The 26,083-nt window shown below is 36.9% G+C and carries 26 protein-coding genes, 1 riboswitch and 1 other annotated feature; of the genes, 25 read left to right on the top strand and 1 reads right to left on the bottom strand.

Annotation, left to right across the window (positions count from 1 at the left end; all coding sequences use genetic code 11):
- Window positions 1-8 precede the first annotated feature (8 nt).
- Window positions 9-1,049 (top strand): type IV pilus twitching motility protein PilT, encoded by a 1,041-nt coding sequence (locus tag BKP35_RS14360; protein WP_071314043.1) that lies wholly within the window; start codon window positions 9-11, stop codon window positions 1,047-1,049.
- Complete coding sequence (locus tag BKP35_RS14355; protein ID WP_071314042.1) at window positions 1,049-2,254, top strand: type II secretion system F family protein; 1,206 nt, start codon at window positions 1,049-1,051, stop codon at window positions 2,252-2,254. The genes BKP35_RS14360 and BKP35_RS14355 overlap by 1 nt, the downstream gene beginning before the upstream one ends.
- 146 nt (window positions 2,255-2,400) lie before the next feature.
- Here the strand turns inward: BKP35_RS14355 and BKP35_RS20140 are convergent, their stop codons facing one another.
- Window positions 2,401-2,526, bottom strand: a complete 126-nt coding sequence (locus BKP35_RS20140) for a hypothetical protein (RefSeq protein WP_281244250.1) — start codon at window positions 2,524-2,526, stop codon at window positions 2,401-2,403.
- 32 nt (window positions 2,527-2,558) lie between these two features.
- A riboswitch (cyclic di-GMP riboswitch) is annotated at window positions 2,559-2,642 on the top strand.
- A 261-nt stretch (window positions 2,643-2,903) separates the two neighbouring features.
- On the opposite strand from BKP35_RS20140, the gene BKP35_RS14350 reads away from it, so the two are divergent.
- The 23 genes from BKP35_RS14350 (at window position 2,904) to rplU (ending at window position 26,075) form a co-directional block, all read left to right on the top strand.
- Window positions 2,904-3,314, top strand: coding sequence for a type IV pilin protein (locus BKP35_RS14350; protein WP_071314041.1), 411 nt, complete (start codon window positions 2,904-2,906; stop codon window positions 3,312-3,314).
- Window positions 3,315-3,346: 32 nt separating this feature from the next.
- Entirely contained in the window at window positions 3,347-4,108 is a 762-nt protein-coding gene (locus BKP35_RS14345) for a prepilin peptidase (protein ID WP_071314040.1), read from the top strand.
- Window positions 4,109-4,337: 229 nt separating this feature from the next.
- Window positions 4,338-5,336, top strand: coding sequence for a type IV pilus biogenesis protein PilM (gene pilM / locus BKP35_RS14340; protein ID WP_071314039.1), 999 nt, complete (start codon window positions 4,338-4,340; stop codon window positions 5,334-5,336).
- A complete protein-coding gene (locus BKP35_RS14335; RefSeq protein WP_071314038.1) occupies window positions 5,326-5,904 on the top strand; it encodes a PilN domain-containing protein in 579 nt (192 codons plus the stop codon). The genes pilM and BKP35_RS14335 overlap by 11 nt, the downstream gene beginning before the upstream one ends.
- Window positions 5,905-6,591: a hypothetical protein gene (locus tag BKP35_RS14330; protein WP_071314037.1), complete on the top strand. Its 687-nt coding sequence runs from the start codon at window positions 5,905-5,907 to the stop codon at window positions 6,589-6,591.
- Between the two features lie 504 nt (window positions 6,592-7,095).
- Window positions 7,096-8,226 carry a hypothetical protein gene (locus tag BKP35_RS14325; RefSeq protein ID WP_071314036.1) on the top strand — a complete coding sequence of 377 codons (1,131 nt, stop codon included), beginning with the start codon at window positions 7,096-7,098 and terminating at the stop codon, window positions 8,224-8,226.
- 303 nt (window positions 8,227-8,529) lie between these two features.
- Window positions 8,530-9,945, top strand: a complete 1,416-nt coding sequence (gene aspA, locus BKP35_RS14320; protein WP_071314035.1) for an aspartate ammonia-lyase — start codon at window positions 8,530-8,532, stop codon at window positions 9,943-9,945.
- 259 nt (window positions 9,946-10,204) lie between these two features.
- Complete coding sequence (locus BKP35_RS14315) at window positions 10,205-10,783, top strand: Maf family protein (RefSeq protein ID WP_071314034.1); 579 nt, start codon at window positions 10,205-10,207, stop codon at window positions 10,781-10,783.
- A 62-nt stretch (window positions 10,784-10,845) separates the two neighbouring features.
- The gene (gene radC / locus BKP35_RS14310; RefSeq protein ID WP_071314033.1) at window positions 10,846-11,535 is read left to right on the top strand and encodes a RadC family protein; all 690 of its coding nucleotides are present in this window, start codon (window positions 10,846-10,848) and stop codon (window positions 11,533-11,535) included.
- Between the two features lie 620 nt (window positions 11,536-12,155).
- Window positions 12,156-13,193, top strand: a complete 1,038-nt coding sequence (locus tag BKP35_RS14305; RefSeq protein ID WP_071314032.1) for a rod shape-determining protein — start codon at window positions 12,156-12,158, stop codon at window positions 13,191-13,193.
- A gap of 13 nt (window positions 13,194-13,206) precedes the next feature.
- Window positions 13,207-14,085, top strand: coding sequence for a rod shape-determining protein MreC (gene mreC, locus BKP35_RS14300; RefSeq protein WP_071314031.1), 879 nt, complete (start codon window positions 13,207-13,209; stop codon window positions 14,083-14,085).
- A gap of 1 nt (window position 14,086) precedes the next feature.
- A complete protein-coding gene (gene mreD, locus BKP35_RS14295; RefSeq protein ID WP_071314030.1) occupies window positions 14,087-14,647 on the top strand; it encodes a rod shape-determining protein MreD in 561 nt (186 codons plus the stop codon).
- Window positions 14,648-14,677: 30 nt separating this feature from the next.
- On the top strand, window positions 14,678-15,343 hold the full coding sequence (gene minC, locus BKP35_RS14290) for a septum site-determining protein MinC (protein ID WP_071314029.1): 666 nt from the start codon (window positions 14,678-14,680) through the stop codon (window positions 15,341-15,343).
- Window positions 15,344-15,467: 124 nt separating this feature from the next.
- Window positions 15,468-16,265: a septum site-determining protein MinD gene (gene minD, locus BKP35_RS14285; RefSeq protein WP_071314028.1), complete on the top strand. Its 798-nt coding sequence runs from the start codon at window positions 15,468-15,470 to the stop codon at window positions 16,263-16,265.
- Window positions 16,266-16,621: 356 nt separating this feature from the next.
- Window positions 16,622-17,410, top strand: coding sequence for an inositol monophosphatase family protein (locus BKP35_RS14280; protein WP_071314126.1), 789 nt, complete (start codon window positions 16,622-16,624; stop codon window positions 17,408-17,410).
- Window positions 17,411-17,851: 441 nt separating this feature from the next.
- Window positions 17,852-18,814 (top strand): phosphate/phosphite/phosphonate ABC transporter substrate-binding protein, encoded by a 963-nt coding sequence (locus BKP35_RS14275; RefSeq protein ID WP_337959649.1) that lies wholly within the window; start codon window positions 17,852-17,854, stop codon window positions 18,812-18,814.
- A gap of 188 nt (window positions 18,815-19,002) precedes the next feature.
- Window positions 19,003-19,776, top strand: a complete 774-nt coding sequence (phnC, locus tag BKP35_RS14270) for a phosphonate ABC transporter ATP-binding protein (protein WP_071314027.1) — start codon at window positions 19,003-19,005, stop codon at window positions 19,774-19,776.
- Window positions 19,776-20,594: a phosphonate ABC transporter, permease protein PhnE gene (gene phnE, locus BKP35_RS14265; RefSeq protein WP_071314026.1), complete on the top strand. Its 819-nt coding sequence runs from the start codon at window positions 19,776-19,778 to the stop codon at window positions 20,592-20,594. The genes phnC and phnE (BKP35_RS14265) overlap by 1 nt, the downstream gene beginning before the upstream one ends.
- A complete protein-coding gene (gene phnE, locus BKP35_RS14260; RefSeq protein WP_071314025.1) occupies window positions 20,594-21,397 on the top strand; it encodes a phosphonate ABC transporter, permease protein PhnE in 804 nt (267 codons plus the stop codon). Before phnE (BKP35_RS14265) ends, phnE (BKP35_RS14260) begins: the two co-directional genes overlap by 1 nt.
- A gap of 501 nt (window positions 21,398-21,898) precedes the next feature.
- Entirely contained in the window at window positions 21,899-22,687 is a 789-nt protein-coding gene (locus BKP35_RS14255; RefSeq protein WP_071314024.1) for a M23 family metallopeptidase, read from the top strand.
- A 1-nt stretch (window position 22,688) separates the two neighbouring features.
- Window positions 22,689-23,546: a M50 family metallopeptidase gene (locus BKP35_RS14250; protein WP_245741978.1), complete on the top strand. Its 858-nt coding sequence runs from the start codon at window positions 22,689-22,691 to the stop codon at window positions 23,544-23,546.
- 405 nt (window positions 23,547-23,951) lie between these two features.
- The gene (locus BKP35_RS14245; RefSeq protein ID WP_071314022.1) at window positions 23,952-25,436 is read left to right on the top strand and encodes an Rne/Rng family ribonuclease; all 1,485 of its coding nucleotides are present in this window, start codon (window positions 23,952-23,954) and stop codon (window positions 25,434-25,436) included.
- A 234-nt stretch (window positions 25,437-25,670) separates the two neighbouring features.
- Window positions 25,671-25,751: a sequence feature (ribosomal protein L21 leader region), on the top strand.
- A 15-nt stretch (window positions 25,752-25,766) separates the two neighbouring features.
- Window positions 25,767-26,075, top strand: coding sequence for a 50S ribosomal protein L21 (rplU, locus tag BKP35_RS14240; RefSeq protein WP_071314021.1), 309 nt, complete (start codon window positions 25,767-25,769; stop codon window positions 26,073-26,075).
- Window positions 26,076-26,083: the final 8 nt, after the last annotated feature.

Raw genomic sequence — 26,083 nt, 5'->3', positions numbered from 1 at the left:
ACGAAAAAATGAAACAAAAGTTAGAAGCATTATTAAAAGCAGCCTTTGAATACGGTGCATCTGATTTACATTTAACAGTTGGAGTTCCTCCTGTCATGCGGATTAATGGGGAGTTAAAGCAATACGGCAAAGAGAAGTTATTGCCGGATGATACAGAAGGAATGGCAAAAGCAATTATTTCTGAAACGCTTTGGAAGTCGTTTTTAAAAAAAGGGGAGCTCGATTTTTCTTACGGGTTAATTGGAGTATCACGCTTCCGTGTTAACGCTTTTTTTCAACGCTCATGCATTAGTATGGCGATCCGCGTCGTTCCAACATCGATCCCGACGCTTGAGCAGTTAAAAATGCCAAACGTTTTAAAAGAGGTCGCGAAAAAGCCACAAGGGCTTGTTCTCGTTACCGGACCTACCGGAAGTGGTAAGTCAACGACATTAGCTGCAATGATCGACCATATGAATTCTACGTATCGAAAGCATATTATTACATTAGAAGATCCGATTGAATATTTGCATAAACATCGTCTTTGTATTATAGATCAACGTGAAGTTGGTTTTGATACACAGAACTTTGCCAACGGACTACGGGCTTGCCTGCGCCAAGATCCTGATGTCATTTTAGTCGGAGAAATGCGTGATTTAGAAACGATTTCAACAGCGATAACTGCTGCTGAAACTGGGCACCTCGTCTTAGGAACGTTACATACAACAGATGCGCCAGCAACGATCGATCGAATTATTGACGTCTTTCCCCCGAATCAGCAGCCGCAAGTGAGAATTCAGCTTGCTTCTGTGTTAGCTGCAATTTGCTCACAGCGCCTTTTACCGACCGCAGATAAAAAAGGACGAGCTGCAGCAACGGAAATTTTAATTAACAATTCAGCGATTAAGAATCTTATACGTAACGAAAAAATCCATCAAATCCATAGTGTTATGCAAACGAGCAAAGCATCTAGGATGCATACGTTAGAAATGTCGATCAAAGAGCTTTTAGAACAAAAGCGTATTTTAGAAGAGGTTGCTCGTCCGTACGTAAGTGAGTTGAATTCGTAATGGCTTATTTTAAATATCGAGGTAGAGATAAATACGGAATGCTTGTCGAAGGACGTTTAAAAAGTTTTACAGAGCGAGAAGCCCGTGAAAAACTAAAAGCCGAGGGGATCCACGTTCGTAAAATGGAAGAATTAACAGGCATCCTTTATAAAGATATTTCCATCGGTAGTGGAGTTAAGCCGCAGCATTTCGTTATTTATTTACGGCAGTTTTCAACGCTTTTAAAAGCAGGTATATCTGTCGTTGATGCAACGGCAATATTAGGAGATCAGACAAGCTCAAAACAGCTGCAAAGTGCCTTAAAAGCGATTGAAGAAGAACTTCGTGCCGGTAATCCGTTTTCAGAGGCCGCTGAAAAAAATCGAAAAATTTTCCCGCCACTGTTTACGAACATGGTAAAAGCCGGTGAAGCTGGCGGTAACTTAGACGAAATATTAGAACGTCTTGCCGATTACTACGAAAAACAATATCAAACACGGCAAAAAGTGATTTCAGCACTTATGTATCCAGCTGTGATCGGCGCGATTTCCGTCGTTGTTGTCGTTTTCTTATTATCATTTGTCGTGCCGACGTTTGCGGATATGTTTCGTTCCTTCGATGCCGAGCTACCGCTGATTACGCAAATGGTGCTTTCAGCTGGAGATGTTTTTAAGTCGTTTTGGTGGTTACTCGTTGTCTTTGTGATCGCGAAGGTTATTGGTTATAAATTGATCCAAGACAATCTTCAGTACAAATATTATTTTGATTATTTCATTTTAAAAATACCGGTTTTCGGAACAATGCTCCAAAAAGCAGCTCTTGCGAGAATGACTCGAACGTTAAGTTCGTTATTTTCTTCATCAGTTCCGATTTTACAAGCGATCTCGATCGTCGAAACGATCGTTGGGAATGAAGTTGTTGCTAGGGTCATTCGCCAGTCACGTACTTCACTCGAAAAAGGTGAATCAATTGCAGGGCCGATGGAAGCCCATTGGATTTTTCCACCGTTAGTGACACAAATGGTTTACGTCGGTGAAAGAACGGGTAATTTAGATACGATGCTAGATAAAGTCGCTGAATTTTACGAAACAGAAGTAGACACGGCCACCGAACGAATTAAATCATTAATCGAACCTCTGATGATTGTCGTCCTTGCCGGCATCGTCGGTATTATCGTCGCAGCCATTGCCATGCCGATGTTCGAAATTTTTGATGCCGTTGGGTAAAAAGTCTTAAAGAAATCTTAAAAATTTCATATTTTTATCATAAAAGTACTAGAACATTTTTATATTTAATAATACAATAGTGTTAATAATTTTTTTAAACGTTTAAGAGGGAGTTCAAAAAGTCCGGTAATCATAGCTGTCGAATCTCATCGTTGGCTTGCTTCTGTGCTGCTCCTGCGGTTACTCGTCGCACGGAAACATTGCTCATGTATTAATAGCATACATTCCGCTGCTCGAAGCTTCGCCGCCTCGACCTCCTCGGCTCTGATCATCCTCCTTTTTGAACACGCACTTTAAGACAAAACCAAATAATGGATGTTATGATCGTTCATCTGTACGTGGGCACTTAGATGATCAGGAGCAAGTAGTGCAACCGACCAAATTTTGTTTATAACTCAATCTATGAACAGCGATTTGGTCTTTTTATTGCCATTATTTGTATGAGAAAAGGCGGATGATTTCGTGAACGAGCCTCTGAGATTCGTCAGAAGGTCACAGCGAAGTGAGTGAAATCGTCCGCCTTTTTCACTCTAGATGGTGACGACAAATCGTCAAGAGGGTTTTGTAATGATTTAAGATCAGTAACGTTATATTGTAAGACAGTAGCATTCATATGTTTATAGTAAATTTTTAGGAGGAGAAACAAAAAATGAGACAACTTTTATTAAAAAGATTAAAAAACCAAAAAGGTTTGACGTTGATTGAACTACTCGCTGTAGTAGTTATTTTGGGAATAATAGCCGCAATTGCGGTGCCAAGTATTGCTGGTATCATCGAAAAAAGCAGAGAAAATGCAGCTGTTGCAAATGCTGAAATGTTGTTGAGTGCATCCAGATTGTATGCTGCTTCTAATAATGTTCCAAATGGTACTTATGTTGATGATACTGATGAGGGGAAGGCAATTGCAGAGTTTATTGAAAGCGACCTAAATGACCCTTGGGATTCAACAGTTCCGGAGTGGTCAGTTACTTTTGAAGACAATGTTCCTGAAGTTACCATAGAGTATAGTGAAGGAACTGCCTCGGGTTCTGCTGGGAACGTAACTTTTGATAGAGATTAATAAGAAATTATTTAAAGAATGAGGCAATACTTATGATATACATTTACCTCTACACCCTCACCCTAGGCCTAATCCTAGGGTCTTTTTTCAACGTTGTCGGTTTGCGGGTGCCGAAAAATGAGTCAATTGTTCGGCCACGCTCGCATTGTCCTAATTGTAGAAGAACCTTATCGACGCTGGAGTTGGTCCCGGTTTTTTCGTATCTTTTCCAAAAAGGAAAATGCAAAGGCTGTGGGACGAAAATCTCGCCTATATACCCATTTTTTGAAGCTGCGACTGGTGGCTTATTTGTGTATGCTTTCTATCATTTCGGCTTCCAATGGGAAACGATTGTTGCTTTGGTTTTTATCTCATTACTCGTTATCGTTTTCATTTCGGACATTCATTACATGATTATTCCAGATAAAGTACTGCTTTTCTTTGCACCAATACTACTAATCCTCCGCTATACAATTGCACCACTTGAAGTTTGGTGGGATCCTTTATTAGGTGCTGCGATCGGTTTTATTCTCCTATTAGCGATTGCCGTCATTAGTAAAGGGGGCATGGGTGGTGGCGATATTAAACTTTTTGCTGTCATTGGAATTGTGTTAGGATGGCAAGGCGTCTTACTCGCATTTTTTCTCTCTACCTTAATTGGGTCTATTATTGGTATAATTGGATTAGCAACAAAAAAAATGCAACGCGGCAAACCAATTCCATTCGGTCCATACATTGTTATGGCTACATTACTAGTTTACTTTTTTGAAACTGAAATTTTAAATTGGTATTGGAGTTTGTTTTTTGTTGGGTAGTTGGTTGGTTGGTTGGTTAGGTTTGTTAAAATTGAAAGTGACAGCTTTTAAAGTATAGATAGTGACATTACTTTGTCACATTAGTATGTGTACCACTATAAATGCGTGGTAGACTCTTTAGCATTAAATCAACTCTCTTGCGTCCCATTTTAATTTTAAATTTTAAATTTTAAATTATAAATTATAAATTGTCCATTTTAAATTAGAAAAAAGAATCGTGGTGAACACTATGGCACTATTTCCAAGTAAAAAACAAGCGCGAACAGCAATTATAATCAAGGATCATGTCATTCGCTTCGTCCATGCGAAACGTCCTGAATTAACAGCTATTCACTCCTTTGGCGAAAGGTACTTGCCACAAGGGGTTGTTCGTGATGGAAAGATTTTAGAGCCAGATACGTTAGAAGCCATTTTACAGCAATGTGTTCATGAATGGGGCATAAAAAAGCATCACGTTCAATTCATTGTCCCGAATGATTATACAGTACTACGTAAAGAACAAGTACCACTTACCGTCAAAAAAGACGAGCTTAAAGGGTACTTATATACAGTCATCGGTGCATCAATTCATTTACCTTTTGACGAGCCAGCGTTAGACGTCCATGACCTAGGTGAACGCGATGGTCAGCGTGATATTTTGCTAATTGCTGCACCTGAAAATATGGTGCAACAATTTTCCGATCTACTAGAAACAGCAAAACTCAAACCGAATGCTGCCGACATCTCAGCATTATCATATTACCGACTTTTTCACGAACTTGATCGTGATAACAAGTCAGATCATTTTTTGTTCGTGCAACTAGATATATTAAAAATGAACATTACGATTTTCCACGACCAGAAACCGATTTTTATGCGTAACATTAAGCTTTCAATTGACGAAGATCAATGGAAATTAATTAATGAAGCTTCAGAAGGAAGCGTTTGGCAAGGTACTGAAGCAGAAATTAATGGACAAGTTCAAGATATAATCACAGAATTAGAGCGGATCATGAACTTTTATCGCTCAACCGTTCATCAAGGAAACCTAGGCATTACTAAAATGCTTTTAACGGGTGATTATCCGTACTTAGAAAAAGTCGCTACTAGCTGCAAACAAACATTTGATATTTCTGTTGAGATGCTTCATGATAAAGATGTCGAAACGATCAATGGTGAGCAAGTGCCAATTCGTTTTCACGAAGTAGTTGGACTTGCCTTAAAAAAAGAGGTTTACGATGTTAGTTGAAATTAATTTACTTACCGAAAAACGTAAAAAAGACGTTACATATTACCTTATTGTAGCAATTATTATAAGCATACTTCTTATTGGTGTTGCTTCTCTTAAATTTGTTCATGATAGCGTTCAAAATGATATTGAACAAATTGATGCCGAACGCCAAACAGTTACGGAACAAATAGCAACACTCCAACAAATGTTGGATGAACAGCCAATTTCTCATTATGAATATTTAAAAGAGTTGGTTGAAAGAACAGAGACCAGTGTTATTCCATCTTCTGAGCTTTTAAGAGAGCTCGTTTATTTACTACCGGAATACGGCTATTTTAATAATTTTGATTTCAACCATCCTGACACAGTTTCTTTTCAAGTGTACTTTGATCAAATAAGTTCAGTAGCAGCCTATCACTTTGCTTTAAACGAATCGCCCCTTATTTCGTCGGTGAGCTTATATAGTGTCAATACAGAGACGATTGAACTCGTTGAAGAACGAGAAAATGATTTTTTACCACGATACGTTGCCAATTTTGAACTCGTTGTTGACCGTTCAGCATTTTCCGTAAAGGAGGAAGACTAAATGAACATCTCTTTTACGAAAAAAGCAATAGTCACCCTCATTGTTGGTGTTATCATTGTTATGATGTTATTGAGTGGCGGCTATGTTTATACAGTTTCTCCAAAGTTTAATGAACGAACGAATGCAGAAAATCAACTCAAAACAGAAAAACAAATGTTACAGCTTTTAGAAGAAAGAAGTTTTGATGATGAAGAAGAAGTCGAAGAGGAAACGACTTACTTACAACGAAAGCTTCCAGTTGAGCCTCTCGTCGATCAACTTTTATTAGATTTTCAACGAGTAGAAGCACTTTCGAATACGTATATATTATCAATCGATATTGACCAAAATCGTGATGCGGTGTTCATTGAAACTGAAGAGGGCGATGAGAATACTGGGGAAGCGGCTGAAGATAGTGCTAGTTTAAAACAAATAACGGTAAACTTCTCAGTTCGCGCAAACTCATATGAAGAGCTGTTTCAATTTTTATCAGAAATCGATCGCCTTCCACGGATTATCGGGATTGATTCTATCTCATTTATTGGTACAGATGAAAGAGTGATGATTGATGACGAAACTGATATTCTCGAGTTTTTAGTCACTGTCAGCGCCTACTACTACCCACATCTACCACAATTAAAAGATGAATTACCGAAAGTTATTCATCCAGCACCTCGCGAAAGAGAAAATCCACTTTACAATCATTAAAAGAATTGTGAAAATATAAGTAATCTATTAGAAGAACTCATTAGAGTACGGATTTTATATTCGTGCTCTTTTTTCATAAGAACAAACCGACAAATGTCTTGTTCTTTTTCTCCTTATCTATGATACATTTATATTAATAGAGTTTTACTACTGATATAAGCAAAATCATTTAATCAGTCCTACAACCACAAATTATTATAAATTAATGTAAACTAAAATCTGCAAAAATAATTCAAGAACCACCCACTTAATAACTAAAAAAAACACCATTGAACTACCAACAACGCAACTCAAAACTCAAAACTCAAAACTCAAAACTCAACACTAACACCACTGAACTACCCACCAAAGACTCAACATTCAAAACTAAAAAACCACCACGACCACCCACAAAATAATTTTAAATTGTAAATTATAAATTAATAAAAGAAATTTCTAGTTCTATCTATCAATCGAAATTAATAGAATATAATAAATTGAAAAATAGAAAGGAGCTGGCAGTAGATGGACAATATTAAGAAGAATGACCGGCGAATTTCAATTGTGCTAAACGGAAAAGAGAAAACGTATGAAGAGTTAGAGAAGGATAAGCAGGCTTATGAAGAGGTGTTAAATCAAGAGATTACTGCAACAGAAGAAATTTCTGCAACACAAGAAAAGGACGAGCATGACGAATTTCCGTGGCTGCTTTCTGATAATACACAAAAGCAATCTTCACCTAAGGTCGTTGATTTAGGAGAACGGCGTCGTGATAAAAGTAAGCTTGAAGCGCCATACTGGGATGATGGTAAAAGCGAACGTTCTCCAAAGCTTCCGCACATAAAGAGGAAGAAGAAAAAGAGATTTGAGTTTAACTTGAATTTAAAAGCTTTGCCATTAGGACTTATTGGTATCGTCATGTCAGCGATTATCGTCGGTGTAAGTTTTGGTTTTATGATGTTAACGATTTTTACTGGGGAAACGAACGAAACGTCAACACCTGCTACTAACCCTGTACAAGCCCCAGTGTCCAATGAAGTACCGACAGTGGCTATGAAAGGCGAAATTCCGGTTTTAGGAGTTGAAGTGGTTCAAGGGGGAGCTTTTTCTCAAGTAGAAACAGGTGATGAAACTGCTCAAGTCATTAAAGAAAATGGGTTTGCCGCTACATTAGCAGAAACGAGTGACCGTGTTTACTTATTTATCGGACTTGGGTTAGACCGTGAACAAGCAAGAGTCATTGGTAACATATATGATGCAAATGGACAAGAAGTTTATTTAAAACCATACGCAGTGTCCGCAAACGGTGTTGTAGAAAATGATGGCCAAGCATCGTTTTTACAAACGGGAGTTGATCTGTATCAGCAAATCACACTTTTATCGGTGAACGGTTTTGCAAACGGAGGCTCGTTATATACAGAGGAAATGCTCTCTGATTTAAAAGCAATTCATGACGAATTTTTAGTACTTGGTGATGCGTTTTCCAATAATGAAGTCCAACAACCACTAGCTTCAGCATTTCAAAGTGCATTGATTGGTGCTTATGATTCGCTTCAAAATTTCATCTCTTCAAATTCAGAAGCAGATCTCTGGCAAGTCCAACAACACTTACTCAATGGATTAACAACTTACGAACAATTAATAACAACACTTTAAAAAAATACGTAAATCTAGGGGCTAATTCCAATAGCCTCTTTTTGTATGTGAATAGTTGGTTTGTTGGTTAGTGGCTAGTTTACTCGGACCAACCTCGCTCGAATTTTCACGTTAGATGGTGGCGAAAGCATGCCGCCATGAGGGTTTTGTATGAAAATAAAATGACTTACGAGTTTGGATTAGCTCGCAACTTTAAATTAAATTAAATTACTTTGACATTTTCCGCTATTCAATTTATAAATAAAGATGTTGTATATAATAAAAATAGATAAAATGGTTTTAGAGAGATGGAGGTCCAAACAAATGTCAGATGTTCGCATTGAACGAGATTTAATGGGAGAAAAAGAAATACCGCAAGATGCTTATTACGGGATCCAAACCGCAAGGGCAATTGAAAACTTTCCGATTACTGGCTATCCGCCACATAAAGAGTTGATTCGAGCTTTCGGATATGTGAAAAAAGCGGCAGCAATGGCCAATCGTGATGTAGGAGTTTTGAACAAAAAAATTGCCGATGCAATCGTTCGGGCTAGTGATGAAGTGATCGATGGAAAGCTAACAGAACATTTTGTCGTCGATTCAATCCAAGGTGGTGCTGGCACCTCTTTTAACATGAATGCTAACGAAGTAATTGCTAATCGTGCGATTGAAATTCTTGGGGGAACGAAAGGTGACTATATGGTCGTCAGTCCAAACACCCATGTAAATATGGCTCAATCAACAAATGACACGTTTCCGACCGCGATACACCTTGCCTGCTTGCACTTGGCAAAAGGCTTAACAAGTTCGTTAGATGACTTAATTTTGGCGATGGAAGAAAAAGAAAAAGAATTCGATCAAGTTATAAAAATGGGACGTACCCACTTACAAGATGCTGTACCGATTCGCCTTGGTCAAGAGTTTGGCGCATACAAAAGAGTGTTGTCTCGCGATTTAAAAAGAATTAAAAATTCAGTTGATCATTTATATGAGATAAATATGGGAGCGACAGCTGTCGGAACAGGTTTAAATGCCTTACCTGAATATATTACTCTTGTTGCTAAATATTTAGGAGAGCATACAGGATTACCGTTTAAAAGTGCAGACGATTTAGTCGATGCAACACAAAATACAGATGCGTACACTGAGTTATCTAGTGCTTTAAAAATTTTGGCGATTAACTTATCAAAAACAGCGAATGATTTAAGATTAATGAGTTCAGGACCACGAACAGGCTTAAATGAAATTAACTTACCACCGAGGCAAGCAGGTTCTTCGATTATGCCAGGTAAAGTAAATCCTGTTATGTGTGAAGTTGTGAATCAAATTTCATTTCAAGTGATTGGAAATGATCATACTATTTCACTAGCTTCAGAAGCGGGTCAGTTAGAGTTAAATGTAATGGAACCTGTTTTAGTTTTTAATTTACTTCAGTCACTTTCTATCCTTCAAAATGGCATGAAAGTGTTCCGTGAATATGCAATTGATGGTATTACCGCAAATATTGAGCATTGCCGTGAAATGGTGGAGCAAAGTGTTGGAATTATTACGGCGATCAACCCTCACGTAGGCTATGAAGTAGCAGCGCGTGTTGCAAAAGAAGCGATTCAAACGAAACGCTCAGTACGAGAAATTTGTATTGAAAAGGGAATTTTATCTGAAGAAGAGTTAAACGTAATTTTAGATGCAAATGAAATGACAGCGCCAGGTATTGCTGGAGCCGATTTATTATTTAAATAGAAAAACGTAAGAAAAGCTTAGGGTGTTCAGTTCTAAGTTTTTCTTACCCTTTCAACCCTTTTTGAAGTTGAAAATTAGAAAATTGAGTCGAAAATTTTACATAAAAGTAATTGAAATATTTGTACAATTTGGTATTCTAAAAGTAGTTTCCTTTGTACAAATAGTTCTTCGCATTGCGAGTGAAAAATCGTTGCCTGGATAGTAAAGTGTGCCGAGTGACGAGCTATTAAAAAAATCTATTTTGCAAAGGAGAATCTCCGTGAAAAAACTCATTTTAGCCTCTGGCTCACCTCGTCGTAAGCAGCTGCTCGAGCAAGCGCAGCTCGAATTTTCTATTTCCACTAGCTCAGTTGACGAATCTTTTAACCAAACCGAAACTCCAGATCAAGTAGTTGAACAACTTGCAAAAAGAAAAGCACGTGATGTTTTTTTGCGTCACGAAGACTGTATTATTATTGGAGCAGATACAATTGTTTCTATAAATGGCGAGATTTTGGGAAAGCCTAATAATGAAGAAGAAGCAAAAGAAATGCTCTGCCTTCTTTCGGGAAAAAATCATGAAGTGTATACAGGTGTAGCAATCATATCCGATGAAAAAACGGTCAGTTTTCATGAAAGAACGATTGTTTCATTTCTGCCGTTAGAAGAGAGTGATATTGAAAGCTATATTGGAAGTGGCGAGCCTTTTGATAAGGCAGGATCTTATGGAATTCAAGGGTTAGGTGCACTATTCGTCAATAAAATCGATGGTTGTTATTTTAATGTTGTCGGCTTACCGTTAGCGAGGACAGTGAGAGAGTTAAAAAACTTTCAACACTTAATTCGTCATCGGGAGTAGCAAATAACCTCCTTGTTTTACTCGATTGAAATCGCTCTCCCGAAAAAAAGGGAGGAGTATGTATGCAAGTGAAACCATTAATGATCCGTGATTTTCCGCATGGTGAAAGGCCGAGGGAACGCCTTTTAAAAGAAGGGTCGAAAGCTTTATCAAATCAAGAGTTAATTGCTATTCTTTTAGGGACAGGAACGAAGCAAGAATCGGTGTTGCAGTTATCACAACGGATATTGCACCATTTCAACGGCTTAAAATTTTTAAAAGAATCAACGGTTGAAGAGTTAAAAAAAATTAAAGGAATAGGTGATACGAAGGCGGTACAGCTTCTTGCGGCTATTGAACTAGGAAGTAGAGTTCATAAGTTGCAAATGGAAGATCGCATCATCATTCGTTCACCTGAAGATGTATCTAATTATGTGATGGAAGATATGCGCTTTTTGACGCAAGAGCATTTCGTCTCTCTGTATTTAAATACGAAAAATCATGTCATTCACAAAAAAACAATTTTTATCGGAAGCTTGAATGCCTCGATCGTTCACCCAAGGGAAGTTTTTAAAGAAGCTTTTCGTTATTCGGCCGCATCGATCATATGTCTTCATAATCACCCCAGTGGAGACCCTGCGCCAAGTAGAGAAGACATTGAGGTGACAAAACGCCTTGCCGAGAGCGGAAAAGTGGTTGGAATAGAACTTTTAGACCACATCATTATCGGTGATCAAAAATTTGTGAGCTTAAAAGAGAAAGGTTATGTTTGAGTTTTGAGTTAAGAGTGTTGAGTTTTTGTGGGTGTAGCTTCGAAGCTCAACTTCCACCAACTTAACACTCAAAACTTACAATGCATTAATTATCAACTACAAAATTGCAAATGATTTATTGGTGCTTCGAAGTGCTACGTACAAAATTTCTAAAGTTTTAGTTGTAAATTGTACACGTTTCGAAGCATTACATTCCATCAACTCAACACTCAACACTCAACACTCAAAACTCAAAACTGATAGTTAAAAATTGGAATCCAAATTAGGCACATCGAAGCATTGCTTATAAACATTCTAAATTGTACATTAGCTACGGAGCTTCACTACAAAAAGCTTCGTAGAATTACACACAAGAATTGTAAATTGTAGCTTCGAAGCATTACAATCAACAACTCAAAACTCAAAACTGGTACACCAAAGCACTACCCACAAGAATTTTTAATTTTTAATTTTAAATTGTACATTCAAAATAATTGTCAGTAAATTTACATTTACATTTCGTTTTGAAATCTCTATCCTTTTTAATTTATTTTTAGTATAATAAAGGTTATGGATTTAATAATACCTCATGAAATTACATAAATAGCGATTTACGCTTTCCATTGAAGGGAGATACATAGATGTTTGGTGGTTTTTCAAAAGATTTAGGAATCGATTTAGGTACTGCAAATACACTCGTATACGTGAAGGGAAAAGGTGTGATTGTCCGTGAACCTTCTGTAGTTGCGATTCGCACAGATACAGGTACAATAGAAGCTGTTGGTAATGATGCAAAAAATATGATTGGACGTACGCCAGGCAATATTGTTGCGGTTCGTCCGATGAAAGATGGAGTTATTGCTGACTTTGATACAACGGCGACAATGATGAAATATTTCATTAGACAAGCTCAGAAAAATAGATCTATTTTTACGCGTAAACCGAATGTAATGGTTTGTGTTCCTTCAGGAATTACAGCCGTTGAAAAGCGTGCGGTAGAAGATGCAACAAAACAAGCCGGAGCAAGAGAAGCATATACGATTGAAGAGCCGTTTGCTGCAGCAATTGGTGCTGACCTTCCTGTGTGGGAGCCAACGGGTAGTATGGTTGTTGACATCGGTGGTGGTACAACAGAGGTGGCAATTATTTCTCTTGGAGGAATTGTGACGAGTCAGTCGATTCGCGTAGCTGGGGATGAAATGGATGACTCGATTATTCAGTACATTAAGAAAGTTTATAATTTAATGATCGGTGAGCGCACAGCAGAAGCAATTAAATTTGAGATTGGTTCAGCAGGTACCCCTGATGGAATTGAAGATATGGACATTCGTGGTCGAGACTTAGTGACTGGTTTACCGAAAACAATTACAATTACGGCAACAGAAATTGCTGAGGCGCTTGCTGATACAGTTAACACAATTATTGAATCAGTGAAAAATACATTAGAAAAGTCACCACCTGAATTAGCGGCTGATATTATGGATCGCGGAATTGTTTTAACTGGTGGTGGTGGATTATTACGTAATTTGGATCGTGTTTTAAGTGATGAGACACATATGCCTGTATTAGTAGCGGAAAATCCATTAGATTGTGTAGCCCTAGGAACGGGAAGAGCGTTAGAAAATCTTCATTTATTCCGTTCGAAGGCTGGAATTACAGTACGTTCAAATCGGAAGTAAGTAGGTGTGTTCAATGCCCCAATTTTTCTCAAATAAAAGACTAATAGTGCTTCTCGTTAGTATTATTCTGTTGGTGGCATTAATTGGCTATTCCATGAGTGATCGACGAAGTTTAACATGGCCTGAGCAGTTCATGAAAGACTCAGTGGGCTGGGTCCAGTCCACATTTAATAAACCCGCTCATTACGTAGCGGGTTTATTTGAGAATCTTGATGAGATGCGAAACTTGTATGAAGAAAACAGAATCTTAAAAGCACATTTAGACGACTATGCACAAATTGCCGTAGAAGTAAATGTTCTTCGACGACAAAATGATCAATTAAAAGAAGCGTTAGATATAGAAGAAAGTCTTTTTGACCATGAGTTAAAGCCTGCCTTAGTTATTCATCGTTCCCCTGATCGTTGGAACGAGTTTATTGGTGTGAACAAAGGAGAACAACATGGCGTTGAAGTTGATATGGCAGTCATAACCTCCAAAGGTTTAGTAGGAAAAGTAAACAATGTGTCACAGTTTACATCTACTGTACAGCTTCTTACTGATCATGATCGTACAAACAGAATATCAGCTATGGTCGATGCTGAAGACACTGAAGTATACGGTTTTATTGAAGGGTATGATGAGCAAACGGGGGCGCTAATGCTAAGGAAAATTGAAGCAGACGCCAAAATCGAAGTAGGACAAACAGTCATTACGTCAGGGTTAGGAGGCATATTCCCTAAAGGCTTGCTTATAGGGGAAGTAATGAGTGTCGAAGCTGATGAATATGGTTTAACGAAAAACGCATATATTGAGCCGTCAGCTAGTTTTCATAATTTAGATTATGTACTAATCGTAAAGCGCGGTGCTCCTACGATTGAAGCTATTATGTTAAATGACGGGGAGGGGGATTAATATGATTCGCTGTCTCCTTCCCTTTTTTATATTCCTTCTTTTTATCATAGAAGGAACCGTTTTCCAAGTCTTCTCACCAGACCGCTTTGGGTCTGAAGCAATCATTATTCCACGCTTTGCCTTTATATTTGTTATCGTAATTACGATTTTTTTAGGTAGAACAACTGGAGGTATTTATGCAATTGTTTTAGGTTTATTTCAAGATGTAATTTATACACATGTGCTTGGTATTTATATTTTTAGTATGTTTTTTACAGCATATTTGCTAGGATTTACATATAAAATCTTTCAAAAAAATTTATACTTATTAATTATAACCGCAGTTTTTGGAACGCTTGTTCTTGACTATCTCGTGTACGGAATTCATTTTATGGTCGGAATAACGAACCTTGCTCATGAACAATTTTTATATGAACGACTTTTACCAAGTTTAGTTGTAAATAGTGTATTTATGATTATTATTGCCTTTCCACTACGAAAGTTTTTATTATTTTTGCAAAAAAATGACGATGTTGAAGAAAAAATAAACAAAAGAAAAAAGGATTTTAGGTGGCAACGTTGAATATAAGAAAGTTGAGGTGAACTTTGGATCATGCAAAAAACAAACTATGTTACGGTTAGAGGAACCAAAGAAGGCCTAATTTTATATCTAAACGACGAGTGTTCGTTTCCTGAATTAGTTAATGAGCTTGAAGAAAAGCTTTCATCGAAATATTCTCAAACACGAGAAGGACCGGCCGTTGAAGTAAAAGTATCAGTCGGCAATCGTTATTTAACTGAGGAGCAAACAGAGCAAATTAAAACCGTGATTAACGATAGGAAAAATTTGGTGATCAATACCATTGATTCAAATGTAATTACCAAAGAAGATGCGGAAAGCTTAAGGAAAGAGGCGCAAACATCAACGGTTGTTAAAGTAATTCGATCAGGACAAGTGTTACAAATACAAGGGGACCTTCTTCTGTTAGGTGACGTAAACCCAGGTGGAACCGTGATGGCAACCGGAAATATTTATGTAATGGGAGTTTTGCGTGGCATTGCCCATGCAGGGTGTGATGGGAATGAAGATTCAGTGATCACAGCGTCGAAAATGGAACCGTCACAGTTGCGAATTGCTGAAGTTGTCAATCGCTCACCAGATACAAAAGATAACGAAGTTCATGAAATGGAATGCGCTTATATCGGTAAAGACAATAAGATTGCGATCGAACGTGTCCAACATATGGGGAAATTGCGTCCGAAAATAACAAACGTTTAACAATGTATAATTTAACAATTTATAATTTAAAATTGATGAACGTAATGCTTCGTAGCGCTACTCTCAAATAATTATAAATTTTTCATTTTAAATTTTACATTGAACTTAGAAAGGGGAATTTCGCATGGGAGAGGCGATTGTAATTACTTCTGGTAAAGGTGGGGTTGGAAAAACAACTACATCTGCAAATATTGGAACTGCGCTTGCACTTTCAGGAAAAAAGGTTTGTTTAGTAGATACAGATATTGGCCTACGTAATCTTGATGTTGTCATGGGTTTAGAAAATCGTATTATTTATGATATTGTTGACGTCGTCGAGGAGCGTTGTCGTCTTCAGCAAGCACTAATAAAAGACAAGCGTTTTGAATGTTTAATGCTTTTACCAGCAGCGCAAACAAAGGATAAAGCTGCTGTAAATCCAGAACAAATGAAAGTGATCGTTAAAGAATTAAAAGAAGAGTATGATTATGTCATTATTGACTGTCCTGCAGGAATTGAACAAGGTTTTAAAAATGCCGTCGCTGGGGCAGATAAAGCTGTCGTTGTGACGACACCAGAAACATCAGCTGTACGTGATGCGGATCGAATTATTGGTTTATTAGAGCAGGAAGACATGGAGTCACCACGACTGATCGTAAACCGTATTCGTGGTCATATGATGAAAAGTGGTGATATGTTAGACGTCGATGAAATCGTCTCCATTTTAGCGATCGAATTATTAGGGATCGTCGCTGATGATGATGAAGTGATTAAAGCATCAAATAAAGGAGAACCAATTGCGTTTCAACCGAATACCCGTGCTTCAATCGCCTATCGAAATATTGCAAGAAGAATCTTAGGTGAAACAGTTCCTTTAATGTCATTAGAGGAAGATACAGGGGTATTTACGAAGGTGAAGAAATTTTTTGGAATTAGATCATAATTGTCGTTTTAACGTTATTATAGTATGATAAAGAATATTGTCCCAAAGTTAGCAAGTAAATTCTTGCTAGCTTTTTAAAATTTGAAAACAATAAATTAGGTTGGTTAGTGGTTAGTGGATAGTGGTTAGTTGGTTAGGACCCCCGCCTGACTTTTCATGTTAGATGATGGCGGCATGCCTGCCGCCATGAGGATTTTCTATGAAAAAAGAACGAGCGATTTCCTGAACAAGCCTCTAAAATTCGATAGAAGTTTACCGCGAAGAGAAGGAAGTTGATCGTTCTTTTACATGTTAAATGGTGACGGAATATCGTCATGATGGTTTTCTATGAAAAATTAGTTTTTGAGGTGATAAACATGAATTATGAATCTTTATATGAATTAGCAAAAACATGGACAAAGGAAGCAGGCGAAAACCTGCGAAAAAGCGTTCAAGAAACGATCGAGGTCGAGTTTAAAACATCAGCTTCAGATCTTGTGACAAAAAAAGATCGAGAAATCGAACAATATTATGCTACAAAAATAAACCAGCACTATCCTGACCACTTTATTTTAGGTGAAGAAGGAACGGTTCAAAATCAAGAATATAACTTTGCTGAAGAAAAAGTTTGGGTGATTGATCCAATTGATGGAACGACGAACTTCGTCAATCAAAAAATGAATTTTGCGATTTCAGTAGCTTTTTACGACAAAGGTGAACCAGTTATGGGGATCATTTACGACCCTATCAAAGACGAACTATTTCATGCTTTAAAAGGAAAAGGGACGTATCTTAACGATGAAAAAATTAGCCCTTTACAAGAAGTAACAATGGCAGAAGCAATGATTAGCGTAAATAGTTTATGGACAATTCCAAATGAAAAAGTTGACGAGAAGAAGTTATATCCAATTATTGAAAATGCAAGAGGAGTTAGATACATAGGCTCAGCCGCATTAGAAATTGCTTGGATTGCAGTAGGTAGAATTGACGCCTATATTGACTTTCGTCTCTCACCGTGGGACATTGGCGCCGGGATCATCCTAATCAAAGAATTAGGTGGCGAAGCGACAACATTAATGGGAAATGAGATTAATATGACAAATACGTCTACAACGTTATTCTCAAGACCTGGTTTAGCATCGGAAATAAGACAGTATTTTAACTAATTTTTTGGCTCTTCGCAGTTTATGTGAAGGGCCAAAAAAATGCCCTCTAACCACCTTTTTATATAATATTTTCCTTTAATAGTATATATTAAAAGTATTATTCTTGAGAAACACTTTTCTTTATTTTCTAAATATAAAAATCTTTTATTTTTTAGTAATTTTATAGAGACAAAACAAAATCAAATGATGTATAGTAGTAAATGTGAGTTTTTGGTGAACATTGTCGACATTTGTTACTGAAAATATACGTATATTTTAAAACTCATATTATTTAATAAATTTCATAATTCATTATTCCGCCACTAAGATCAATATATAGTTGCGTGATGTGGCTCATTTTTGGTAATTATGAAATTCACTCTATTAATAAAAGTTTAAAAGTTTGTAAAGATAGTGTAAACCAAACACTAAATTGTAGAGCATTGTGCTACTATGTCTATTGTGAAAGAAAAAAAACATAAAGTGAGGGTCATGATCTTGAAAAAGTATTTACTTTTAGTTTTAACTGCAATGTTGATGTTAGTTGTTGCCGCATGTGGAAGTTCAGAAGAAGCTAGTAAAGATACAGAACAAACAGGTTCTGAAGCTACTGTAGAAATGCCTGACAAATTAACGATGGGCTTTATTCCGTCTCAAGAAGCAGACAGAATTGCTGACACTGTAAAACCACTTGAAGCAAAGTTAAGCGAAGTTCTTGGAATTGAAGTTGAAGCTCGAGTTATGGTCGACTTTGTAGGCCTTGTAGAAGGTATGAGAACAGGACATATTGACATTGGTTTCTTAAATCCGTTTGGATTTGTACAAGCTGAAAATCGTGCTGATGTTGAAGTGATTTTAAAATCAGTTCGTAATGGTTCTGCTTCATACCGTGCCCAATTCTCAGTAAATGCAGACTCTGACATTCATACAATTGAAGATCTATTAGAAGCAGAAGGTTTAGCTTGGTACTATCCAGATACATTATCAACATCTGGTTTCTTATTCCCAGCAGCACACTTAATGGACATCGGAGTTGAAAACTTAGATGCTCATTTTAATCAAGTAGTTGTTGGTGGACACGATAGTGCAATTGGTGCAATTTTAGACGATGTAAATGCATTTGCGACTACGTTTGAAGATGCTCGTGACCGTTTTGAAGCTGAAAGACCAGAAATTATGGATGAGATCCGTGTCATTGGCTACACTAATGAAATTCCTAACGATACGATTTCATTACGTGCTGGTTTACCAGAAGAGTTAAAAGAAGCGATTACAAATGCTTTCTTAGCATTCAATGATGATGAGGAAATGATCCAAATTATGAACGAAGTTTATACTTGGGATGCAATCGAAGCCGCTACATCTGAAGAGTACGATGTAGTACGTGATGTATTTGCAATATTTGAAGATCAATTATCTCAATAATATTTTTAAAAATCAAAGGGAGACGCCAATAAGCTTCTCCCTTTTTTAAAGGCTGTTTTCGTAAATGTTTCGCTTTTAGTTGTCTGATGTCTAAAGTCAAGAGGTAATTATTGGTATGTAACAGAAAACTATTCCGAAAACAACGATATTAAAAGAATTTTAAAAGAAAAGATGAGGGATTAGCTAAAATGATTGAATTCAAAAATGTGTCACTTACTTATCCAAATGGGCATCAAGGATTAAAAAATGTTAATTTAAAATTAAATGATGGTGAATTCATCGTTGTAGTAGGTCTTTCAGGTGCTGGTAAATCTACTTTAATTCGTAGTATCAATCAGCTAGTAAAGCCTACAGAAGGTGAATTAATTATTGACGGTGAAAATACGTTAAATTTTAAAGAAAAACAGCTTCGCCAATTAAGAACAAAGATTGGAATGATTTTCCAAAATTACAATCTAGTAAAAAGAACTTCTGTTTTAAAAAATGTATTATCAGGAAGATTAGGCCATACTGGTACAATCCGTAGTTTATTAGGTTTATACCCGCAAGAAGACGTAAAATTAGCGTTAGAAAGTTTAGATCGTGTTGGAATCGTTGAGAAAGCTTACATTCGTGCAGATCAACTAAGCGGTGGACAACAACAACGTGTAAGTATTGCTAGAGCATTAACACAAAAACCGAAAGTAATTTTGGCAGACGAGCCAGTGGCTAGTCTTGATCCGCCAACTTCGCATATAGTAATGAAAGATTTAAAGAAAATCAATCGTGAGGACAATATTACTACATTGGTCAACCTTCACTTTATTGATATGGCTATGGAATACGCTGATCGTATTATCGGAATGAGAGCAGGGGAAGTTGTTTTTGATGGTCCAGCAAGTTCTGTAACTGAAAAAACGTTTGAAGAGATTTATGGACGTAAAATTAAAGAAGATGACGTTCTTGGAGGAGATGAAAAGTAATGCAACCAGTTACAAAGCCACAAAAAAATAATAATGGTCGCATTCCTATTATCCCTCGTCAGACGAAAACAAGAATGACGATCATCGTGCTTGTCGTTGTACTTCTATATGCAATTGCTGCTTTTTTTACAAAAGCATACCCAAATAGAATTATCACTGGATTTCCGCACGTAATAGATTTTGTGAAAGACGATTTATTTCCACCAAACTGGAGTTACTATAAAACCGTTTCTACTAGACTATTAGAAACGTGGAATATGGCTTTACTTAGTACCACTTTAGCAACATTATTTTGTTTGCCGTTTGCCTTTTTAATGGCGTCAAATATTAATACAAACAAATATGTATATTCAATAGTTCGTTTTGGGATGAACGTACTTCGTACCATTCCAGAATTAATTTTAGCTCTAATTTTAGTAGCGGTTGTAGGACTAGGTCCACTTTCAGGGGTTGGGGCATTATTTCTATTTTCATTAGGAATTTTAGCTAAGTTATTAAGTGAGTCTATCGAATCGATTGATAAAGGACCATTAGAAGCAATTCGTGCTAGTGGCGGAAATGTTTTTCAAGTAATTAGGTACGGTGCAATGCCTCAAATCTTACCTCATTTTACTTCTTATTCATTGTACGTTCTAGAAATCAATGTTCGTGCATCGGTAGTATTAGGCTTTGTAGGTGCTGGTGGTATCGGTCAAATTTTACGTCAACAATTAAACTTGTTCAGGTTTGATAATGTAGCAACAATTATTATTATGACGTTCATTGCCGTCACGATTATTGATATGATCAGTACCCGTATAAGGGAGAGATTAGTATAATGAATTTAGATAAACAATATAACATTCAAAGACCAGACCGTACAAAATATTGGATGAAATTCGGCTTTATTACATTTATTTTAGCGACTCTCTATACGATCGCCTTCACAACAACAGATTTAAGTTACAGTGGTTCAAGTTTATCGGCTTTTGATATGTTTAAAAGGCTGTTTTTCGATACATTTTTTGATCCAGTCGTACATGAAAGAATTCCTCAATATATTGGCTATATGTTTGAAACATTAGCGATAGCATTTGCCGGTACAATGATTGGTGCCATTTTAGCGATACCGATTGGGTTTTTAGCAGCGAAAAACATGAGTGGTCACTTTTCGAGCATTGGTAAAGGGATTTTAAACGGTATTCGCGCTTTCCCAGAGATTTTATTTGCGGTTATTTTCGTAGCTTCTGTAGGTATGGGACCGTATGCTGGGGTATTAGCGATTGGGATTAACTCGATCGGTATGTTAGGAAAACTATACTCAGAAGTAATTGAATCAATTGATATGACTGTTGTCGAAGCGTTAAAAGCTAGTGGAGCAAGTCGCCTTCAAGCGATGTGGTTCGGCGTTATTCCACAAGTTATACCTGAGTTTTCATCTTACGCCATTTACCGTTTTGAAATTGACGTACGTGCTTCAACAGTGCTTGGAATCGTTGGTGCCGGTGGTATCGGTGCACCGATCATCCTTGCTTCAAACCAACGTGCATGGGAACAAGTTGGGATGATGTTAATTATCATCATCGTCGTCGTAACGATTATCGACTACTTAAGTGCTTATATCCGTAAAAAGATCGTTTAATTTCATATTTTATAAAAAAGAGATTAGCCCTGTGGCTTTTCTCTTTTTTTAGTTGGTTTGTTGGTTAGTGGTTAGTTGGTTTGGATCCTCGCCCGACTTTTCATGTTAGATGGTGACGGGAATGCCGCCATGATGGTTTTGTATGAAAATTAAAAGGTATATCCACAGAGGACAAGTCATATGTTTAATTAAGAATTTAAAATTCAAAATTTAGAATTATTTTAGCTTCTCAAAGGTGATAAAACAGTTAAAGTTTGAATTTTACATAGTGAATAATTAAAACTTCCTCAACCAGTTAAACGAATTTTAAATTGTAAATTTTACATTTTACATTATAAATTACAAAAAGGTCCCTCGAGAAGCTTAAACAATTGTAAATTTTACATTGTAAATTGTAAATTAACCTCTACGAATCTACCCACACAAACTTAAAACTCAACACTCAAAATTCAAAACTAAAACTAAAACTAAAACTCTACACTTAAAAAGGGGATGAAATAGATGGCGGACAGATTAGATAAAATTCGTCGCAAAATTGAAGCAAGAAGGAAGAAGTTTAATCACACGGTAGAAAAGAAGGAACGGTCTCAACCTCAGTATTATCCTAGTCATAGCGAATTTAGAGACGAGCCTGACTATTATTTTCCTACAGATGCAAAAGGGAGTGTGCAGCCAGAAGAAAAGCTTTTCCGTAAAGATGTTTTTATTATGCAAACTTTAGTGGCTATTTGTTTATTTCTTGTCGTTGGAATCATGTTTAAAACAGGTGCGCCACAGTTTGAAGGAGCGAGGCAATTTGTTCAAAATTCATTTGAAAAAGAGTTTCAATTTGATACTGTAGCTGTTTGGTATGAAGACCAATTTGGACAGCCGTTAGCTCTGTTACCGACTAATACAAATATCGCATTGGATGATTATGAAAATGAGAATATTAATGTAGCTTATGCAGTTCCTGCAACGGGTACAATTGCAAGAAGCTTTGAACAAGATGGAAAAGGAGTGATTGTTGAGACGACTTCTAACTCCAATGTCGAAGCGGCTAAAGGTGGAATGGTAAGGTTTGTTGCCGAAGAAGAGAATTTAGGTAAGACGGTAATTATTGCACATCATGACGGAGGAGAGGCGTGGTATGCAATGTTAGACAATGTTGAAGTGAGTTTATATGATTACGTTGAAGCAGGAAGTACGATTGGAACTGCATCGATACAAGAAAACAAAGGTTACTATTATTTTGCGTTAAAAGAAGGTGAAACATTTATTAATCCTCTTGAAGTGATCTCCTTTGATTAGCGTGCTAGAATTAGTGAAAAAAATAAAAATTAATCCTTTATTTTGGTTTGTCATCGGGGCAGGCGTAATCACTGGTCACTTTAAAGAAATAATTATGATGTTTAGCATCGTATTGATACATGAACTTGGACATAGTGTGGCTGCTCAATACTTTAAATGGCGAATACGTAAAATAGAGCTTTTGCCATTTGGTGGAGTTGCCGAAGTTGAAGAATATGGAAATCGTCCTTTAAAAGAGGAGTTTATCGTCATTATTGCAGGACCATTACAGCACGTGTGGTTAATAGGTCTTTCCTTTTTATTACTTCCTTATCAATTTTGGACAGTCGCTGATCATCAAATGTTTATAATGCATAATTTAATGGTGCTTACTTTTAACTTATTACCTATCTGGCCTTTAGATGGCGGAAAGTTATTATATTTATTTTATTCAATAAAAATGCCTTTTCAAAAAAGTTTAGAAGTTACATTGAAGACTTCATTCATATTACTATGTATTTTTACATTGACAAGTATGTACTTGTTTCCATTTCATTTAAATCTGTGGATCGTTCTTTCCTTTATATTTTTTACTCATTATTTTGATTGGCGCAAACGTAGCTTTGCGTATATGCGTTTTTTAATGGAAAGGTATTATCGACAGGCTGAACCTTTTATTGAAACAGTTCCAGTGTTTGTTTCTGAAAAATTAACTGTTCAACAAGTGTTAAAATGTTTTCGACGAGGAGTAAGGCATAAAGTGATTTTAAAGGACCCATCGGTGGCTCCTAAAAGAATTATTCAAGAAAAAGTAGTTTTGAAGGCGTTTTTTGAACAAAAAAAAGCAACCGAACCGATCGCTAAACTATCACCACCATGACGATCTTTTGGTGTTTAGGCGGAAAAATGATATAATTTTAAAATATTCAAAGGCTAGCCTAACGGTTAGTCTTTTTAATCGTCTAGGAAATTATAAATACAAATGATTTGTTGATAACATCCTAACACGAAAGGTGTCTAGCTTCAGCGAGGCAACTTCTTGAATAAACTTCTTTGCTGCCTTGCGACGAGCAAACGTAGTGGCGCAGGAGCAGCTTGGTAGCCCTTCGAGCGCTTCGATCCATCGATATTTATCTAATCGAAGATGATAAATCAAGAGGAGATAAATCGTCGCTGGCTCTCCACCGCTTTTCAGGGCTGACCAAGGCGCTTGCGCTTTTCTTGCTTACTAAGGATAAAGTATAAAGGCGGGTGCTTGCATTTTTATTAAAAAAGGGGTACAAAATTGAAAACATTTATTTTTAATATGCTAACAAATGAACGAAGACTAGCAATTCTCGAAAATAAAAAGGTAGTAGAATTTTTTATTGAACGACCTGAGGTTAATAAAATTGTTGGAAATGTTTATAAAGGAAAAGTAGTTAACGTTTTGCCGGGAATGCAAGCAGCGTTTGTTGATATTGGACAAGAGAAGAATGGTTTTTTATATCGAGATGAACTTGTCAGCTTTCAACAACTAGATGAAGAAGATGAGCTGAAAAAAGAGCGTTCTATTTCGGAATTTGTCACTGTAGGACAGGAAATTTTAGTTCAAGTAACGAAAGAGGGATTTGGTAAAAAAGGGCCGAGACTTACGGAAGTCGTTTCATTCCCAGGTAAATATATGGTATACATGCCTAACGGTGGTTACGTCGGTGTCTCAAAGCGTATGCAAACAGAAGATGTACGTGAGCAGTGGCGAAAAATCGGATTATCTTTATGCCAAGATGACGAAGGAATGATCATTCGTACAGCGACCGAAGAGTTAACCGAAGAAAAAGTCGCTCAAGAATTACATTTTTTACGAAAGCTATGGGAAGACGTCTGGAAAGAAGGAAAAAATTTAAAACCTCCAGTCCTCATTCATGAAGACAGTTCGATCATCGAGAAAGTCGTTAGAGATTTTAATTTTGAAGATGTTGATGAAATTATTATTGACTCTATGAAAGACTACATGCTTTTAAAAGAGTTATTTAAGCCGTATCCGAGTTTGTTAAAAAAGCTAAATTTTTATCAGCAACGTGAAGGGGTTTTCTCACATTATAATATCGAAGCAGAGCTTGATAAAGCGCTCCGTCGTCAAGTTTGGTTGAAAACCGGTGCGTATTTAGTCATTGATCAAACAGAAGCGTTAACGGTTATTGATGTTAATACTGGGAAGTTCACTGGAAAGCAAGATTTACATGATACGATTGTAAAAACAAATATCGAAGCAGCGAAAGAAATCGCCAAACAATTGCGATTGAGAGATATAGGCGGAATTATCGTAATAGACTTTATTGATATGAAGCAAGATAAAGATAAACAAACAGTCCTAGCATCCTTTCATAAAGCATTAAGGAACGATCGTACAAAAACAAATGTTTTAGGATTTACAGGATTAGGTTTATTAGAGATGACTCGAAAAAAAGCCCGTCAAAATTTACAAGATAGCGTTTCAACTACATGTCCAACCTGTATTGGAAAAGGAAAAGTTCTTTCAAACGAAGCTGTTGCTCATAAAATAGAACGTGCACTGTGGGAATATAAAGGAATGGATAGTGAAGCACTTCTCGTTGAAGTACCTCCAAGTGTCGCCCCTATTTTAAAAGGGGAGAAAGACGTACATATCAATCGTTTGCAAGAGACTCTTCACTATCAAATTTTCGTCAAAGCCAATCCCTGGCTCAACCAAAACGACTTTGCGATCCGCTTTATAGGGAGCGAGGAGGAAGTTAAATCTAGAATTTAAAATTTACAATTCAAAATTAAAAATTGTGTGAGCGAAGCTACCGAAGTGCTCGAGGATTTAGAGTTTTGAGTGAAGAGTGAAGAGTGTTGAGTTAATTGAAAGCAAAGCTACGAAGCAAAACCAACACAACGCACAACTCAAAATTCAAAACTCAACACTCAAAACTAAAACATTATTGACTCCCCATCCTTGCTTATGGTATGATATTTTTTGTTAGTTATTTGGATAACCTCCAAAGAGCTATAACCGCTCACAAATGGGTTTTAAGATTTTGCCTAGGCAAAAGCACCTTTAGTGGCGAGTCTGAGTATTATAAGGAGGTGCACGTTAATGTACGCAATTATTGAAACTGGTGGTAAGCAAGTTAAAGTTCAAGAAGGTCAAGAGATCTATATTGAAAAGTTAGATGCTGAAGTTGGTGAAACGGTAAGCTTTGACAACGTATTAATGGTTGGTGGCGACGCTGTAAAGGTAGGAGCTCCATTCGTAGAAGGAGCAACTGTTACTGCGAAAGTAGAAAAAGTTGGTCGCGCTAAGAAAATGTTAGTATACAAGTACAAAGCAAAGAAAAACTACCGTCGTAAGCAAGGTCATCGTCAACCTTACACTAAAGTTGTTATCGAAAAGATCAACGCATAAGGTATCGG

Origin of the sequence: Anaerobacillus arseniciselenatis, from assembly GCF_001865995.1 — a bacterium.
GTDB lineage: Bacteria > Bacillota > Bacilli > Bacillales > Anaerobacillaceae > Anaerobacillus > Anaerobacillus arseniciselenatis.
This window is presented reverse-complemented; position numbering and strand designations above follow the sequence as displayed.